Source organism: Craurococcus roseus (assembly GCF_039523795.1).
Lineage (GTDB): Bacteria > Pseudomonadota > Alphaproteobacteria > Acetobacterales > Acetobacteraceae > Craurococcus > Craurococcus roseus.
In genome coordinates this window covers 55,079-69,254 of sequence record NZ_BAAAFZ010000023.1, presented here as the reverse complement: position 1 = coordinate 69,254, position 14,176 = coordinate 55,079, and the positions used below count along the sequence as shown (strand labels likewise).

At 74.9% G+C, this 14,176-nt stretch carries 13 protein-coding genes; 3 read left to right on the top strand and 10 right to left on the bottom strand.

Annotation, left to right across the window (positions count from 1 at the left end; genetic code table 11):
* Positions 1 to 242: 242 nt before the first annotated feature.
* Positions 243 to 1,412 (top strand): YbfB/YjiJ family MFS transporter, encoded by a 1,170-nt coding sequence (locus tag ABD067_RS10055; protein WP_343895128.1) that lies wholly within the window; start codon positions 243 to 245, stop codon positions 1,410 to 1,412.
* On the opposite strand, the gene ABD067_RS10050 is transcribed toward ABD067_RS10055, so the two are convergent.
* Positions 1,402 to 2,388: a Bug family tripartite tricarboxylate transporter substrate binding protein gene (locus ABD067_RS10050; RefSeq protein WP_343895127.1), complete on the bottom strand. Its 987-nt coding sequence runs from the start codon at positions 2,386 to 2,388 to the stop codon at positions 1,402 to 1,404. The genes ABD067_RS10055 and ABD067_RS10050 overlap by 11 nt on opposite strands.
* Positions 2,389 to 2,496: 108 nt before the next feature.
* Between ABD067_RS10050 and ABD067_RS10045 the strand changes: the two genes are divergently transcribed.
* A complete protein-coding gene (locus ABD067_RS10045) occupies positions 2,497 to 4,482 on the top strand; it encodes a DUF4139 domain-containing protein (protein WP_343895125.1) in 1,986 nt (661 codons plus the stop codon).
* A gap of 2 nt (positions 4,483 to 4,484) precedes the next feature.
* On the opposite strand, the gene uxuA is transcribed toward ABD067_RS10045, so the two are convergent.
* From uxuA to ABD067_RS10020, 5 genes are all read right to left on the bottom strand, one after another.
* Complete coding sequence (gene uxuA / locus ABD067_RS10040) at positions 4,485 to 5,675, bottom strand: mannonate dehydratase (RefSeq protein WP_343895124.1); 1,191 nt, start codon at positions 5,673 to 5,675, stop codon at positions 4,485 to 4,487.
* A 21-nt stretch (positions 5,676 to 5,696) separates the two neighbouring features.
* Complete coding sequence (locus tag ABD067_RS10035) at positions 5,697 to 6,671, bottom strand: TAXI family TRAP transporter solute-binding subunit (RefSeq protein WP_343895123.1); 975 nt, start codon at positions 6,669 to 6,671, stop codon at positions 5,697 to 5,699.
* A 108-nt stretch (positions 6,672 to 6,779) separates the two neighbouring features.
* Positions 6,780 to 6,989 carry a hypothetical protein gene (locus ABD067_RS10030; RefSeq protein ID WP_343895122.1) on the bottom strand — a complete coding sequence of 70 codons (210 nt, stop codon included), beginning with the start codon at positions 6,987 to 6,989 and terminating at the stop codon, positions 6,780 to 6,782.
* A gap of 64 nt (positions 6,990 to 7,053) precedes the next feature.
* Positions 7,054 to 7,890 carry a potassium channel family protein gene (locus ABD067_RS10025; protein ID WP_343895121.1) on the bottom strand — a complete coding sequence of 279 codons (837 nt, stop codon included), beginning with the start codon at positions 7,888 to 7,890 and terminating at the stop codon, positions 7,054 to 7,056.
* Between the two features lie 2 nt (positions 7,891 to 7,892).
* Positions 7,893 to 9,128 carry an argininosuccinate synthase gene (locus ABD067_RS10020; RefSeq protein ID WP_343895120.1) on the bottom strand — a complete coding sequence of 412 codons (1,236 nt, stop codon included), beginning with the start codon at positions 9,126 to 9,128 and terminating at the stop codon, positions 7,893 to 7,895.
* Positions 9,129 to 9,349: 221 nt separating this feature from the next.
* Between ABD067_RS10020 and ABD067_RS10015 the strand changes: the two genes are divergently transcribed.
* Positions 9,350 to 10,348 (top strand): alpha/beta fold hydrolase, encoded by a 999-nt coding sequence (locus ABD067_RS10015; protein ID WP_343895118.1) that lies wholly within the window; start codon positions 9,350 to 9,352, stop codon positions 10,346 to 10,348.
* A gap of 7 nt (positions 10,349 to 10,355) precedes the next feature.
* On the opposite strand, the gene ABD067_RS10010 is transcribed toward ABD067_RS10015, so the two are convergent.
* The 4 genes from ABD067_RS10010 to ABD067_RS09995 are packed head-to-tail and all read right to left on the bottom strand — an operon-like array spanning position 10,356 to position 14,149.
* The gene (locus tag ABD067_RS10010; RefSeq protein ID WP_343895117.1) at positions 10,356 to 12,125 is read right to left on the bottom strand and encodes a cation:proton antiporter domain-containing protein; all 1,770 of its coding nucleotides are present in this window, start codon (positions 12,123 to 12,125) and stop codon (positions 10,356 to 10,358) included.
* Between the two features lie 9 nt (positions 12,126 to 12,134).
* Positions 12,135 to 12,590: a MaoC family dehydratase gene (locus ABD067_RS10005; protein ID WP_343895116.1), complete on the bottom strand. Its 456-nt coding sequence runs from the start codon at positions 12,588 to 12,590 to the stop codon at positions 12,135 to 12,137.
* Between the two features lie 23 nt (positions 12,591 to 12,613).
* Positions 12,614 to 13,807 carry an MFS transporter gene (locus tag ABD067_RS10000; RefSeq protein WP_343895115.1) on the bottom strand — a complete coding sequence of 398 codons (1,194 nt, stop codon included), beginning with the start codon at positions 13,805 to 13,807 and terminating at the stop codon, positions 12,614 to 12,616.
* A gap of 45 nt (positions 13,808 to 13,852) precedes the next feature.
* A complete protein-coding gene (locus tag ABD067_RS09995; RefSeq protein WP_343895114.1) occupies positions 13,853 to 14,149 on the bottom strand; it encodes a SemiSWEET family sugar transporter in 297 nt (98 codons plus the stop codon).
* Between the last annotated feature and the right edge of the window lie 27 nt (positions 14,150 to 14,176).

Genomic DNA, 14,176 nt, shown 5'->3' with positions numbered 1-14,176 from the left:
GGTGGCCGGGTTTTCAGTGGCGCCGCCGGAGGGGTTTGCACGGGCGCCTGACACCATCCGGCGGTCCCGAGCGCCCCGTCGCGCTGGCGACCAGCGGCATCTCCGGCGAGGGGGGCGGCACGGCCGGAGCCGCCGCACGCGCGGCGAGCGCCGCCGTTCGCCGCCGACCGGCGAAAACCGAAAGGCTGGGCCGCGTTTTCCCGGGCCTGCGCCCGGCGCCTGAAGACCCTAACCTGGCCGGCATGGGTTCTCCTGCAGCCGCGAGCTTACTCCGCCCGGCGCTGGCCGGGGCGGCGGCGACCTGCGCCGGCAACGGCCTCGCCCGCTTCGCCTACGTGCCGCTGTTCCCGGCCATGGTGGTGGCGGGCTGGGTGGACGGCGGCGGCGCGGGGCTGCTCGGGGCGGCCGCGCTGGCCGGCTACCTCGCGGGCGTGCTCGGCGCGGGGCGCGTGGCGCGCGCGGCCGGGGTGGCGGGCACGCTCGACCTCGGCATGGCGTTGGTGGCGCTCTCGCTCGCGGCCTGCGCGTGGAACGGCGGCTTCTGGTGGCTGATGGGCTGGCGCTTCGCCGCCGGCGTGGCGGGCGGGTTTTTGATGGCGCTCGCCGGCCCGGCGGTGCAGGCGAGCGTGCCGCCCGCGCGCCGCGGGACCGCGGGCGGCGTGGTGATCTCGGGCGTGGGCACCGGCATCGCTGCGGGGGCGTTGCTGGTGCCGGCGCTGCTGCCGGCGGGGCTGCCCGCGACGTGGCTCGGGCTCGGCGCGGCCGTGCTGCTGCTTTGGCTCTTCGCGCGCCCGCGCTGGCCGGACCCGCCTTCGCCGGCCGGCGACGCGGCGTCGGGCGCGACGCCGAAGGCCCCGCTGCTGGTGCTGTGCTACGGGCTGCACGGGGCGGGGATGGTGCCGCCCATGGTGTACCTGGCCGACTTGGCGGCGCGCGGGCGCGGCCTCGGCGTGGAGTGGGGCGCGCTGGCGTGGCTGCTCTTCGGTTTGGGCGGCGTCGCGGGCGGCGTGCTGTCGGGGCGGGTCGTGGACCGCTTCGGCGGCCTGCCGACGCTGCGGGTCTGGCTCGGCGTGCAGGCGGCGGCCCTGGCCTTGTCGCTGCCGCCGGCCGCGGCGCTGGTGCCGCCGGCGGCGCTGCTGGCCGGCTTCGCCGCCGTCGGCGTCACCGCCGTCACCCTGACCGTGACGCGCGAAGCGGCGCCGGCGCGGCCGGCCGTGCTGTGGGTGCGCTGCACGGCGGCCTTCGCGGTGGCGCAGGCGGCGGTGGGCTTCGCGCTGGCGGCGCTGTTCGCGGCGACGGGCGAGAGCCACGCGGCGGTGTTCGGCGCGGGGCTCGCCTTCTCCGTGGCGGCGCTGGCGCCGGCGCTCTCGCTGCGATCGGTCGCCGCGACGGGGGCGAGTGTCAGGGCGTGATGTTCTTCTCGCGCACCACCGCCGTCCAGCGGTCCACCTCCTCCGCCAGCAGCCGGCCGAGCGCCGCGCCGTCGCCGCCCACGGGAACGCCGCCCTGCTCGGCGAAGCGCGCCCGCACCTCCGGCAGGGCGTTGATGGCGCGCACCGCTTCGAGCAGCCGCGCGGCGGCCGCGGGGTCGGTGCCGGCGGGGCCGAACAGCCCGTACCAGTAGCTGTAGGCGAAATCGATGCCGAGTTCGCGCAGGGTCGGCGCGTCCGGCAGCGCCGGGATGCGGCCGCCCTTGGTGCCGATGGCGAGCACCCGCACCGTGCCCGCGCGCACCGCGCCGAGCACGGTGGGCGGCGCCGCCGCCACCAGTTGCAGGCGGCCGGCGACGAGGTCGGTGAAGGCCGGGCCCATGCCGCGGTAGGGCACGTGCGTCATGCGCATGTTCGCCAGGTCCTGCAGCACCTCGACGTAGAGGTGCGGCGCGCTGCCGTTGCCCATGGAGCCGTAGTTCATCGCGCCCGGCTCCTTGCGCGCGGCGTCCAGCAGCTCGGGCAAGGAGCGCGCGGGCAGGGCGGCCGGCACGGCGAGCACGGAGGGGTAGTCCACCAGCAGCGCCAGCGGCGAAAAGGCGGCGCGCACGTCGAGGCCGAGGTCGGGCATCAGCGGCACCGCCGTCGCCAGCGAGTTCTCGGTGAGCAGCAGCGTGAGCCCGTCCGGCCGTGCGCCGGCCACCGCGCGCCACGCGATCGAGCCGCCGCCACCGGGCCGGTTCTCGACCACGACGGAGGCGCCCAGCATCTCGCCGAGGTGGCGGGCGTAGAGGCGGGTGACGAAATCCGTGGTGCCGCCCGGCGGCCAGGCGATGACGATGCGGACCGGGCGGCCGTCCGGCCAAGCGCCCTGGGCGCGGGCGGGCGCCGCGCGGCGGAGGACGGCGGGCAGCGCCAGGAGCAGCGGCGCGACGTGGCGGCGGCGTGGCGGGCGCATGGGCGTGTCCTCCCGGTGTTGCTCTTCCCGGCAGCGGAGCCGCGCTTCGGTGCAGCGGTCAAGCGGACGGCGTGGTACTTGTTGCGGAATCGACAAGCAGGAACCGCCATGCGCCTAGCCATCGCCTCCGCGCTCTGCTTCGCTGCGCCCGCCATGGCCACGGAACTCCCGGTGCGCGCGGTGACGCTCTCCAACGCCGGTCTGGCGCTGGTGGAGCACGCCGGCGCGCTGGCGCCGGACGAGCCGATCGCCCTCCGCGTGCCGGTCGAGAGCGTGGACGACGTGCTGAAGAGCCTGTTGCTGCGCGACCCCGCCGGCGTGGCGGAAGGGGTCCGGCTCCCGGCGCGGGACCTGGAGCGCGAAGCCTTCCGCGGCCTGCCGCTCCGCCCGGAGGACTTCGCCGACCGCGCTTCCCTGCTGCGGGCGCTGCGCGGCCAGCGCGTGTCGGCGGGAGGCGCGACGGGCCGGCTCGCGGATGCCGAAGGCGGCGAGGGCGGCACCTTGCGCCTTTCGCTGCTGACGGAGGCGGGGCTGCGCCTTTTGGTGCTGCGCGAGGGCGACGAGGTGCGCTTGGCGGACGCGGCCATGGCCGCGCGCCTCGACCGCGCCGCGGAAGCGCTCGCGGCGGCCCGCACGGCGGACGAGCGGGTGGTGGAGGTGCGGCTGCGCGGCGCCGCCGCCCCGCGCGAGGTGGGCTTCGCCTACGTCGCGGGCGCGCCGCTGTGGAAGCCCTCGTGGCGCTTGGTGGTGCCGGAGGGCGACGGCGAAGCGCGGCTGCAAGGCTGGGCGGTGGTGGAGAACCGATCCGGTTCGGACTGGAACGGCATCCGGCTCTCGCTGGTGTCCGGCAACCCCGCGGCGTTCCGGCAATCGCTCTACGCGCCGTTGATGGTGCAGCGGCCCGAGCTGCCGGTGCGCGCGGCGGAGCGGGTGGACGCGCGCCCCGACACCGGCGCCCGTCCGGCCCCACCGGCACCCGCGGCGGCCAGGGCCATGGCGGCCGGTCCGGCGCAAGCTCTGCGTATGGGCGCCGCCCCCGAGGCCGAGGCTCTGCCCGTCGCGCCGGTTCAATCGGCAGAAGCCGCGTCGGCCGGGATGCGCGTGGCCTTCACCGTGCCCGCGCCGGTATCGGTGCGAAGCGGCGAAACGGCGAACATCCCCTTCCTCGACGCCGCGGTGCCGTCCGAGCGGCTGTGGTGGGTGCAGGACGTGTCGGCGCGGCACCCGCTCAACGCCGTCCGGCTCCGCAACGCCACCGGCCACCCGCTGCCGGACGGGCTGGCCACGCTCTACGACGCCGTCAGCGGCGCGCACCTGGGCGACGCCGAGATCCGCATGGCGGCGCCGGGCGAGACGCGCCTGCTCGGCCACGCGCGCGACCGCGGCGTGCTGCTCTCGGCCGCGACCCACGCCGACGAGCGCCCGGCGCGGATCGAGCGGCGGCCCGGCTCCGTCGTGGTGCTGACGGTGCGGCGGGAGGAGACGGCGCTGGCGATCGACCCCCGCGGCGCGCGGGGCCGGGTCGTGGTGGACCTGCCGCGGCGACCCGGCGCCGAGCCGCGCTTCCCGGTGGCGGAGGAGGGCGATTTCGGCCTGCGGCACGAAGCGGCGCTGGATGGTGCCGCCGCCACGCTGCGCTTCGCCTGGGAGCGCGAGGGCAGGAGGGAGATGCCGCTGTGGGACGCCGGCCTCGGCGACCCGGTGCTGCTCGACTGGCGGAACCTCGGCGGCGAGGACGCGATGCGCCGCCTGCCCGGCGGCCCCGGCACCGTGGAGGGTTTCCGCCCGGTGCTGGAGCGGCTGCCCGCCGACGCGCCCGGCCGCGCGCTGCTGGAGAACGTGGTGCGCGGCCTGGAAGAGGCGCGGCGCCTCTTGGACGCGGCGCGCGAACCCCTCCGCCGGGCCGCGGTGGCGCAGGCGGCGCTCGACCGCGCGCGCCAAGCGGCCGAGGACCGGACGGGGGCCGAGCGCGAGGAAGCGCGCCGACGATTGAACGCGGCCAGCCTGGAATTCGAACGCGCCGGCGCGGCGGCGGACGCGGCGTGGGAGGCGTGGCGGCGGAAGGTGGCGGAGGTCCTGGCGCTGGGCGGTTGACCCTACGCGACCCGCCCCGCGCGGAACGCCCGCACCGTCCGCATCACGCCGCGCAGCTCCGCCAAGCCCTTCAGGCGGCCGATGCAGGAATAGCCGGGGTTCACCGTCTTGCCGATGTCGTCCACCAGCAGGTGGCCGTGGTCGGGGCGCATGGGGATCGTGGCGTCCTCGCGCCCTTCCGCCGCGCGCCGCTCCTCCTCGCGCATCAGCGCTGCCACGACGGCCACCATGTCCACGCGCCCGTCGAGGTGGTCCGCTTCATGGAAGGAGCCGTCGGCCTCGATCGTGACGTTGCGCAGGTGCGCGAAGTGGACGCGCGGCGCGAACTCCTCCGCCATCGCCACGAGGTCGTTGGCGCCGTTGCTGCCGAAGGAGCCGGTGCAGAGGGTGAGGCCGTTCGCCGGCTCCGGCACCGCCTCCAGCAGCGCGCGCGCGTCCGCCGCTGTGGACATGGCGCGCGGCAGCCCGAATATGGGGAAGGCCGGGTCGTCCGGGTGGATGCCGATACGCGCGCCTTCCTCGGCCGCCACGGGCGCCACCTCGCGCACGAACTCGACCAAGTTGGCGCGCACGCCTTCCGCGCCGGTGTCCTCGTAGACGTCCAACATCCGCTGGAAGGAGGCGCGATCCCAGGTGAACTCGCGCGCCGGCAGCCAGCCGATCAGCACGCCCTCCAGCGCGGCGACGTCGCCCTCCGACATGGCGCGGAAGCGCGCCTCGGCGGCGGCGCGGCGCTCGGGCGGGTGGTCGGCCTCGGCGCCGGGCCGGCGCAGCACGAACAGGTCGTAGGCGGCGAGGTCCGTCCAGTCGAAGCGCAGCGCGTAGCCGCCGCTCGGCACCCGCCAGGCGAGGTCCGTGCGCGTCCAGTCGGTGACGGCCATGAAGTTGTAGCAGACGGTCCGCACCCCGGCGCGGGCCACGGCGCGGATGGAGCGCTTGTAGTCCTCGATCCGCTCGCGGAAGGCGCCGGTGCGGGTCTTGATGTCCTCGGACACGGCGATGCTCTCCACCACCGACCAAGCGAGGCCCGCCGCCTCGATCTCCACCTTGCGCTTCGCCACCTCCTCCTCGGGCCAGGCGCGGCCTTGGTTGAGGTGGTGCAGCGCCGTCACCACGCCGGTCGCGCCGGCTTGGCGCACGTGCTCCAGCGTCACGGGGTCGTCGGGGCCGAACCAGCGCCAGGTTTCTTCCATCGCGTCCCCCTCCCCTTCCGTTCAAGCGGGCAAGGCGATCTCCGGCACCGCCGCGCCCATCTCCCGCAACGCCCGCGCCGCGCCCGGGTGGAAGGGCAGCACGCGATTGGTGCCCGCATTGGCCGGGCGGGTGCCGGCCGCGGCCGGCGCGATCTCGCGCGCCGGATCGGCGGCGGACAGCGCGGCGCGGGTGAGGGCGTGGGCCGCCGCCTCCGGCATGGCCGCGTTGCCCACCACGAAGTTCCACGCCGCGAAGGACGCGATCGGCGCGTCCTGCCCGCGGTATGTGCCGGGTGCGACGGTGGCTGGCGCCAAGTATGGCAGGCGCGAAACCACGCCGCGCGACACCTCCTCGCCTGGCCCGAACACCGCCGCTTCCGTCCGGTCGGCCACGGCCGCCAGCGCCGGGATCGGCACGATGGCGCCCTGCCACAGCGCGTCGATCTCGCCGCGCAGCACGGCCTCCACCAGCACCGCGCTGTCGCCGCCGACGATCTCCGCCCGGAGGCCGGCGACCTCGGCCGCGGCGCGGAAGAAGGTCTCGGCCGGGCCGCGGGCGGGGCCGCAGCCCACGCGCTTGCCTTCCAGGTCCGCGAAGCGCGCGATCCCTCGGGCGCGCGGCGCGGCGACCATGAAGGCGGTCTCGTACATCGGGAACAGCGCGCGGATCGCGCGGTGCCGGCGCCCGCCCGCGGCGGGCGTGCCGTTCAGCGCGTCCGCCGCGCTGCCGAGGAAGGCGGTGCCGATCGCGGCCGGGTCGTCTTCCACCCGGGCGAGGTTTTCCAGGCTGCCGGCGGAGCGGCGTACCTCGACGGCGATGCCCTTGGTCGCCAGAAAGCGCGCCAACGCCTCGCCGTAGGGCAGGAAGGCGCTGCCGGGGCCGGCCGTGTGGAACGGAAGCGGCGCCGCGGCAGGAGCGGCCGGGGTCTGCGCGCGCGCCGCCGGCACCGGGGCGACGGCCAAGGCGGCGGAAAAGACCAGGGGGCGTCGGCGCATCGGGGTGGTCGGTGTCCTGCTCGTCCGGACCGGGCAGGCTGGGCGCGCGAGACGCGGGCTGTCCAGGCCCTGGCGGCCCGGAGCGCGCCGTCCGTCGGCCTGAGCGCCCTAGCTGGGCTGGCCTTCGCCGCTCTCTTTCTGGGTCTCCGCCGCGGCCTCCTCCATCTTGGCGCGGTCGTCGGTGGGCCGGCCCTTGGATTTGGGCTCTCCGGCGTCGCCGGGGCTGCCGCCGCCCGCGCCGCCGGGCGACCCTTGCCCCTTCTCTTCGGGAGTCCAGCCGCCCTCGACGGGCTTGCCCCCGGCTTCGTCGCTCGTCATGGCGTCCTCCTGCGTCAGGGAAGGTGCAGCGCCGCGGCGCGCGGCGGGTTCCGCGCCGCGGCCGTCAATCGCGGCCCTGGTCCGGGATGCGGAGGATGGCGCCGCACCCCTTGCAATGCACCGCGTCCGGGTCGTGGCGCATCAGCGCGCAGCTCGGGCACTCGAAGGTAACCTTCTCCGGGCGGAACAGCGCCTGGGCGAGCCGCAGGAACAGCGTGACGCCCGCCAGCATGATGACGACGGAGAGCAGCCGGCCCGTCGTCCCGGGCAGGGTGACGTCGCCGTAGCCGGTGGTGGTGAGGCTGGTGACGGTGAAGTAGAGCGCGTCGGCGTAGTTGCGGATGCCGGGGTTGGTGCGGTGCTGCGTCTCGAAGACCAGCCCGCTCATGATGAAGAGGAACACGCCGAGCTGGGCCGCGGCCAGCGTCGCCTCCTCGTTGCGCTTGAAGAAGGGCAGGTCGCTCCGCAGCGTGGCGATGAGTTGCACGGAGTGCAGCAGCCGGAGCGTCCGCAGCACGCGCAGAAATGCCAGGGCGCCTTGCAGCAGCGGCGCCAGCAGCAGCGACAGGATGGCCACCAGGTCCGCCAGGTTCAGCGGCTTGGCCAGTTCCCGCCAGGGCCGCCGGCTGGCCGCGAGCCGGAGCCCGAACTCGCCGAGCAGCACCAAGCCGAGCGCGGCGTCCACCGTCAATTCGACGGTGGTCGTGGGGACGAAGGAGGCGGCGACGATCCAGCCGATGCTGACCAGGTCCAGCAGCAGCAGCCCGTAGCGGAACCCCTTGGCCGGCGGCGTGTCGGCGCGGTGCAGGTAGCGCAGCCACACCCGCAACGAGCCGTGGCGGTGCCGGGCCGGCGGTGGGCGAGACGCCGTCCTTCCTTCCCCCACCGGTCCGCCGTCCATCGCTACAGCCCGCCGCCGCGCCGCCCGGCCATGGCGCCGAGCCGCAGCCGGAGCGCGTTCAGCTTGATGAAGCCCTGCGCGTCGGTCTGGTCGTAGGCGCCCTCGTCGTCCTCGAAGGTCACATGCTTCATGGAGTAGAGCGAGTGGGGCGAGCGGCGGCCGGTAACGACCGTGTTGCCCTTGTAGAGCTTCAACCGCACCTCGCCCGTCACGCTGCGCTGGCTCTCGTCCACCAGCGCCTGGAGCATCCGACGCTCGGGCGCGAACCAGAAGCCGTTGTAGACCAGCTCCGCGTAGCGCGGCATCAGCGAGTCCTTCAGGTGCGCCGCTTCGCGGTCGAGCGTGATGCTCTCCATGGCGCGGTGCGCGGCCAGCAATATGGTGCCGCCCGGCGTCTCGTAGCAGCCCCGGCTCTTCATCCCGACGAAGCGGTTCTCCACCAGGTCGAGCCGGCCGATGCCATTGTCGCGGCCGAGTTGGTTGAGGCGCGTCAGCAAGGCGGCGGGGGAGAGGCGCTGGCCGTCGATGCCCACCGCGTCGCCGCGCTCGAACTCCACCACGATCTCGGTGGCGCGGTCGGGCGCGTCCTCGGGCCGGATGGTGCGTTGCCACACCATCTCGTCCGGCGCGTCCCAGGGCTCCTCCAGGACCTTGCCTTCGGAAGAGGAGTGCAGCAGGTTCGCGTCCACGGAAAAGGGCGCTTCGCCGCGCTTGTCCTTGGCGATCGGGATCTGGTGCTGCTCGGCGAACTCGATCAGCTTCGTGCGGGAGGTGAGGTCCCATTCCCGCCAGGGGGCGATCACCTTCACCTCCGGTTTGAGGGCGTAGTAGGCCAGCTCGAACCGGACCTGGTCGTTGCCCTTGCCGGTGGCGCCGTGGGCCACCGCGTCGGCGCCGGTCTGCTCCGCGATCTCGATCTGCCGCTTGGCGATCAGCGGCCGGGCGATGGAGGTGCCGAGCAGGTACTGGCCCTCGTACAGCGCGTTGGCGCGGAACATCGGGAACACGAAGTCGCGGACGAACTCCTCCCGCAGGTCGTCCACGAAGATGTTCTCCTCGCGGATGCCGAGCAGGCGGGCCTTGTCCCGGGCCGGGGCCAGCTCCTCGCCCTGGCCCAGGTCGGCGGTGAAGGTCACCACCTCGCAGTTGTAGGTGGTTTGGAGCCATTTGAGGATGACGCTGGTGTCCAGCCCGCCGGAATAGGCGAGCACCACCTTCCTCACGTCCTTCACGCGCATGATGGGCTTGTCCTTGAAACGAGACGCGGGCGGGCGCGCGCCCGGCGGGTCGCCCCGCGACGGGTGTGGCCGCTCCGCCCCCTCATCGCCCCAAGCGCGCGGCCGGTAAAGACCACCGTTGCGAACGGCATACGCCTTGTGGTTTCATCACAAGGATGGCATTTCACATTAAATTGTTTTTTGCCCTCTGCGCCGGCCTGCTCGCCGCGGCCGCCCCGGGAATGGCGCGGGCCGAGCCGCCGCCGCCGTCGGACAAGGCCCCGGTCCTCAACGCCGACGCGCCGCCCTACCTGACGGTGGAGGGTCGGAAGGATTATGTCCGATTCCTGCAACAGGCGACGCCGCGCGCCTTCGCCTTGAGCCAGGACGGCTCCTGGGGCTGGGCGGCCGCCCTGGAAACACCCGAAGCGACCGCGGCGCGGGCCGTCGAGATCTGCACCGGCTGGGGCGGCCAGGGCTGCCGGATCTACGCCCGAGACCTCGAAGTGGTCTGGCCCGGGCGCGAGAGCGGGCCGGCCCCGGTGCGCGACGCCGTGCTGGCCTCTGGGCCGGGCTGGTCCCTGGCCGCGGACAACCGTTTCCTGTGGCAAGGCCCGTCCTCAGCCCGCGGCGCCTACCTCTGGGCGCACGGCCGCGCCGCCGGCGGGCAGGACAGCCGCGGCGGGCAGCCGCAGCCGCACGTCCGCATCTTCAACAACGCCGGTTACGACGTGCTCCGCTTCGACCGCGCCCCGGCCACCGACGAGACGGACGCCGCCGCCGCCTGGATGCGCGCGGCTTTGTCCGAACTGCGCGCCAAGGGCTACGCCCGGATCGTGGTCGGCGGCCAGTCGCGCGGCGCCTGGAACGCCTTGCAGGCCCTGGACAAGCCCGGGCTGGCGGACGCGGTGATGGCGGTGGCCCCGGCGGCGCACGGCGCCACGGGCAGCGCGGCCTGGGCCTGGGCGCTCGACGACCTGCGCCAGGTGGTGAAGGCGGCGCGCAGCCCGCAGGCGCGGGTGGCGGTCGCCAACTTCGTCGGCGACGAATTCGACCCGGACCCGGACGGCCGCGCCCAGATCTTCCGCAGCTTGGCCGCGCCGCGGCAGGTGGGCGCCCTGCTGTTCCTCGACCGGCCGCAAGGGCTCGAAGGCCACGGCGCCGGGGCGGATGCCCGCTTCACCCAGCGCTACGGCGCCTGCCTGCTGGACTTCGCCGAGGGGCGCGTCTCCCGCTGCTGAACAGGGCTCACCCGTCCGCCGGCACGGCCGCGGCGGGGGCGACGGGCGGGTCCGCCTCAAGCCCGCGCTCCAGCATGCGGCGGGCGATTTCGCGCTCCCCCAGCACGATGAGGGTGGCGCCCAGCGCGCGGAGGTGCTCGGCGGCGTCCCGCGACTGCGCCTTGGCCACGATGACGAGCGCCGGGTTGGCGGCGCGCGCCTGCTCCACCACCTGCCCGGCCTCGAAGGCTTCCGGGATGGTGACGAACATTCGCCGCGCCGCCGGCAGGTTCGCGGCGGCCAGCACCCGCGGGTCGGCCGCGTTGCCGCCGACCACCTCGGCGCCGTCCCGCCGCGCAGCGGCGGCCTCGTCGTCGTGGTCCTCCACCACCAGCACCGGGCGCCCCGCGCCGACCAGCCCGGCACCGACCAGCGAACCGACCCGGCCGTAGCCCACCACCACGTCGTGGTCCGCGAGGGTTGTCACGGCCAACTCTTCCGCTTCGGCGGGGGCGGCCGGGGCCACGGGGACGGAAGGCGGCGCTTCCGTTGCGGCGGCGGGTTCGGGCGGAGGCGCGGGGGCCGCCGTGGCGGGCGGCGCGGCGGGCCGCGCGCGCGCCGCCATCCCTCGCGCGACCAGCGCGAAGGCGAACGGGTTCAGCATGATGGAGATGATCGCTCCGGCCAGGATCAGGTCGCGCCCTTCCTCGGGCAGGATGCCGAGGGACACGCCGAGGCCCGCCAGGATGAAGGAGAACTCGCCGATCTGCGCGAGGCCCGCCGACACGGTGAACGCGGTGCCCCACGAGTAGCCGAAGGCGCGGATGAGCCCCACCGCCGCCGCCGACTTGCCGACGAGGATGACGGCCACCGTCGCCAGCACGGCGAGCGGCGCCTCCGCCAGCACCGCCGGGTCGAAGAGCATGCCGACGGAAACGAAGAACAGCACCGCGAAGGCGTCCCGCAGCGGCAGCGCCTCCTCCGCCGCGCGCTGGCTGAGCCGGCTCTCGCCCAGCACCATGCCGGCGAAGAAGGCGCCCAGGGCGAAAGACGCGCCGAACAGCTTTGCCGCGGCGAAGGCGACGCCCAGCGCGACGGCGTAGACGGCGAGCCGGAACAGCTCGCGCGAGCCGGTGTGCGCCGTGTAGTGCATCAGCCAGGGGATCAGACGCCGCCCGCCGAGCAGCATCACCGCGACGAAGGCCGAAACCTTGGCCAGGATGAGCGCGAGGGTGAGGGCGATCTGCCCGGCGGACGCCCCGCCCGCCGTGGTGGCGGCGGCGACGGCGGGCAGGAGCACGAGCGCCAGGATCATGGCCACGTCCTCGACCACGACCCAGCCCACCGCGATGCGGCCGCGCTCGGTGTCCAGCATCCGCCGGTCCTGCAAGGCGCGCACGAGCACCACGGTGCTGGCGACCGAGAGCGCCAAGCCGAACACCAGCCCGGCGCCCACGCCCCAGCCGAGCGCCCAGGCCAGCGCCATGCCCATCAGGGTCGCCGCCACGATGCGGCCGAGGGCGCCCGGCACCGCGACCCGGGCCACCGAAACGAGGTCCTTCAGCGAGAAGTGCAGCCCGACGCCGAACATCAACAGGATGACGCCGATCTCCGCCAGTTCGGCGGCGAGCGCCTGGTCGGCGATGAAGCCGGGCGTGAAGGGACCGACCAGCACGCCCGCCAGCAGGTAGCCCACCAGCGGCTGCACGCGCAGGCGGTGCGCGAGGAGGCCGAAGGCGTAGGCCAACACCAAGCCGGCCGCGATTGTCGTGATGAGCGGCGTGTGGTGCTCCGGCATGCCGCCTTTCTAGCCGCCCGCGCGCCGCGGCACGACCAGGTTCGCCACCAGCACCTGCACCGGCTCGCCGCGGCCGTTGAAGGTGGTGGTGCGCGCCTTGACCATGCCCTGCTCCGGGCGCGAGCGGGACGGGCGCACCTCCAGCACCTCGGTCTCCACGCGCAGTTCGTCGCCGGGGCGGACCGGGCGGGGCCAGCGCAACTCGTCCATGCCGGCGCCGACGATGCCGCCGGCGGGGCGGAAGTCGCTCTCCACCAGGAGCCGCATGGTCAGCGCCGCCGTGTGCCAGCCGCTGGCGGCGAGGCCGCCGAAGACGCTGTTACGCGCCGCCGCGTCGTCCAGGTGGAAGGGCTGCGGGTCGAATTGGCCGGCGAAGGCGGTGATCTCGTCCGCGCCCACGGTGAGCCGCCCGGCGGAACCGTAGCGTTGGCCGGGGGCCAAGTCTTCGAGGTGCAACTCGTCCATGGTCGGTTGTCTCCCGCGCCTTTCTACCGCATCCCGCGGCGCGCCCAGAGTGCCAGGGCCAGCACGCCAGCGGCCGCCGCGGCGAAGGCGCCGCGGTAGCCGACCGTGGACAGCCCCAGGCCGAACGCCAAGGAGCCGGCGCCTTGCCCGAGGAACAGCGCCAGCGCGAAGGCCCCCACCGCCGTGCCGCGCGCCTCCGGCAGCGCTTCGGTCGCCCGCACTTGGAGCACGCCGTGGAACATGTAGAACGCCAGCCCGAGCACGGCTTGCAGCGCCGCCACCTGCGCCCACCCGCCCGCCAGCGCCAACGCGCCGAGGCCGGCCGATAGCCCGACGCCGCCGGCCAGCAGCAAGCGCCGCTCGCCGAGCCGCCGCACCAGCAGGCGGGCGAGGCGGGTGTAGGCGAAGGCGCCGAGGCCGAAGCACGCGACCACCGCCCCCGCCTCCGCGGCGTTGCGGCCGAGCTCCTCGACGAGGAATGCGCCGGAGAAGGCGAAGGCGCCGCCGAACAGGAAGAACCCGTTCAGGAAGGCCACGCCCATCAGCCGGCGCCCGGCGGGCCGCCGCAGCAGCGCGGCGTAGCCGAAGCCTCTCCCGCCGCCGCGCGCCGCCGTCCCCGCCGCGTCCGGCCGTTTCGCGTGCAACCGCCGCGCCAGAGCGCCGCCGACCGCGAGCGCGAACAGGCCGAGCAGCAGGAAGGGCAGGCGCCAATCGGCCAGCTCCGCCAGCACTCCCGCCGCCGGTCCGGCCAGGAGCTGCGCCATGACCATGCCGGTCATGAAGCGGCCGAGCACCCCTTGCCGCTCGGCGTAGGGCACCCGGTCGCCGAGTTCGGCCATCAGCAGCGGGATCACCGCGCCGGCGAAGAAGCCCGAGGCGGCGCGCAGCGCCACCAGCATCGGCAGCCCGGACGCCGCCGCGCTGCCGAGCAGGCACAGGCCGTAGAGCAGCAGCGCGCCGCAGGCCACGCGGGCCTTGCCGAAGCGGTCGCCGAGCGGCCCGGCCCCGATCTGCACCAAGCCGTAGGCCACCACGAAGCCCGCAACCAAGCCCGCGACGGCGGAAACCGTGACGCCGAACTCGCGCGCCAGCAACGGCAGCAACGGGTCCAGCAGGCGCATCCCGGAGCCCGTAGCGAAGCCGGCCAGGGCGAACAGGCCCACGGGCGGCGCGGACAGGACGGGCTGGGATGGCGGTGGGCGTTCCGAGTCGGGCACCGCCCCATCCGCCGGGCAGCGGCCGGGCCGGTCAAGCGCTTCCGGTCAGCCCGTGGGGTCCAGCGCGTTCGCCACCGCCTCCTTCTGCGGCTTGGGCAGCACCTTCATCGCCAGGATGAAGGCCGACAGCGCCAGGCAGATGCCGTTGGTGACGATGAGGGGCCACTGCCCGAGCAGCAGGCCGTAGGCGAGCCAAAGCGAGAAGCCCGTCACCGTGATGGCGTACATGCGCTTGGAGATGGCCGAGGTGTCGCGGGTGCGGATCACCTTCCAGGCCTGCGGCACGAAGCTGGTGGTGGAGCAGATCGTGGCGAGCGCGCCGACGATGCTGGCGGTTTCCATGGCGGGTCCGGTTCCTGAGGGCAGGCG

Bases quoted from the DNA above. Each gene is read 5' to 3' on its own strand.
- ABD067_RS10055 (WP_343895128.1), top strand. From the start codon at position 243: ATGGGTTCTCCTGCAGCCGCGAGCTTACTCCGCCCGGCGCTGGCCGGG.
- ABD067_RS10050 (WP_343895127.1), bottom strand. From the start codon at position 2,388: ATGCGCCCGCCACGCCGCCGCCACGTCGCGCCGCTGCTCCTGGCGCTG.
- ABD067_RS10045 (WP_343895125.1), top strand. From the start codon at position 2,497: ATGCGCCTAGCCATCGCCTCCGCGCTCTGCTTCGCTGCGCCCGCCATG.
- uxuA (WP_343895124.1), bottom strand. From the start codon at position 5,675: ATGGAAGAAACCTGGCGCTGGTTCGGCCCCGACGACCCCGTGACGCTG.
- ABD067_RS10035 (WP_343895123.1), bottom strand. From the start codon at position 6,671: ATGCGCCGACGCCCCCTGGTCTTTTCCGCCGCCTTGGCCGTCGCCCCG.
- ABD067_RS10030 (WP_343895122.1), bottom strand. From the start codon at position 6,989: ATGACGAGCGACGAAGCCGGGGGCAAGCCCGTCGAGGGCGGCTGGACT.
- ABD067_RS10025 (WP_343895121.1), bottom strand. From the start codon at position 7,890: ATGGACGGCGGACCGGTGGGGGAAGGAAGGACGGCGTCTCGCCCACCG.
- ABD067_RS10020 (WP_343895120.1), bottom strand. From the start codon at position 9,128: ATGCGCGTGAAGGACGTGAGGAAGGTGGTGCTCGCCTATTCCGGCGGG.
- ABD067_RS10015 (WP_343895118.1), top strand. From the start codon at position 9,350: ATGGCGCGGGCCGAGCCGCCGCCGCCGTCGGACAAGGCCCCGGTCCTC.
- ABD067_RS10010 (WP_343895117.1), bottom strand. From the start codon at position 12,125: ATGCCGGAGCACCACACGCCGCTCATCACGACAATCGCGGCCGGCTTG.
- ABD067_RS10005 (WP_343895116.1), bottom strand. From the start codon at position 12,590: ATGGACGAGTTGCACCTCGAAGACTTGGCCCCCGGCCAACGCTACGGT.
- ABD067_RS09995 (WP_343895114.1), bottom strand. From the start codon at position 14,149: ATGGAAACCGCCAGCATCGTCGGCGCGCTCGCCACGATCTGCTCCACC.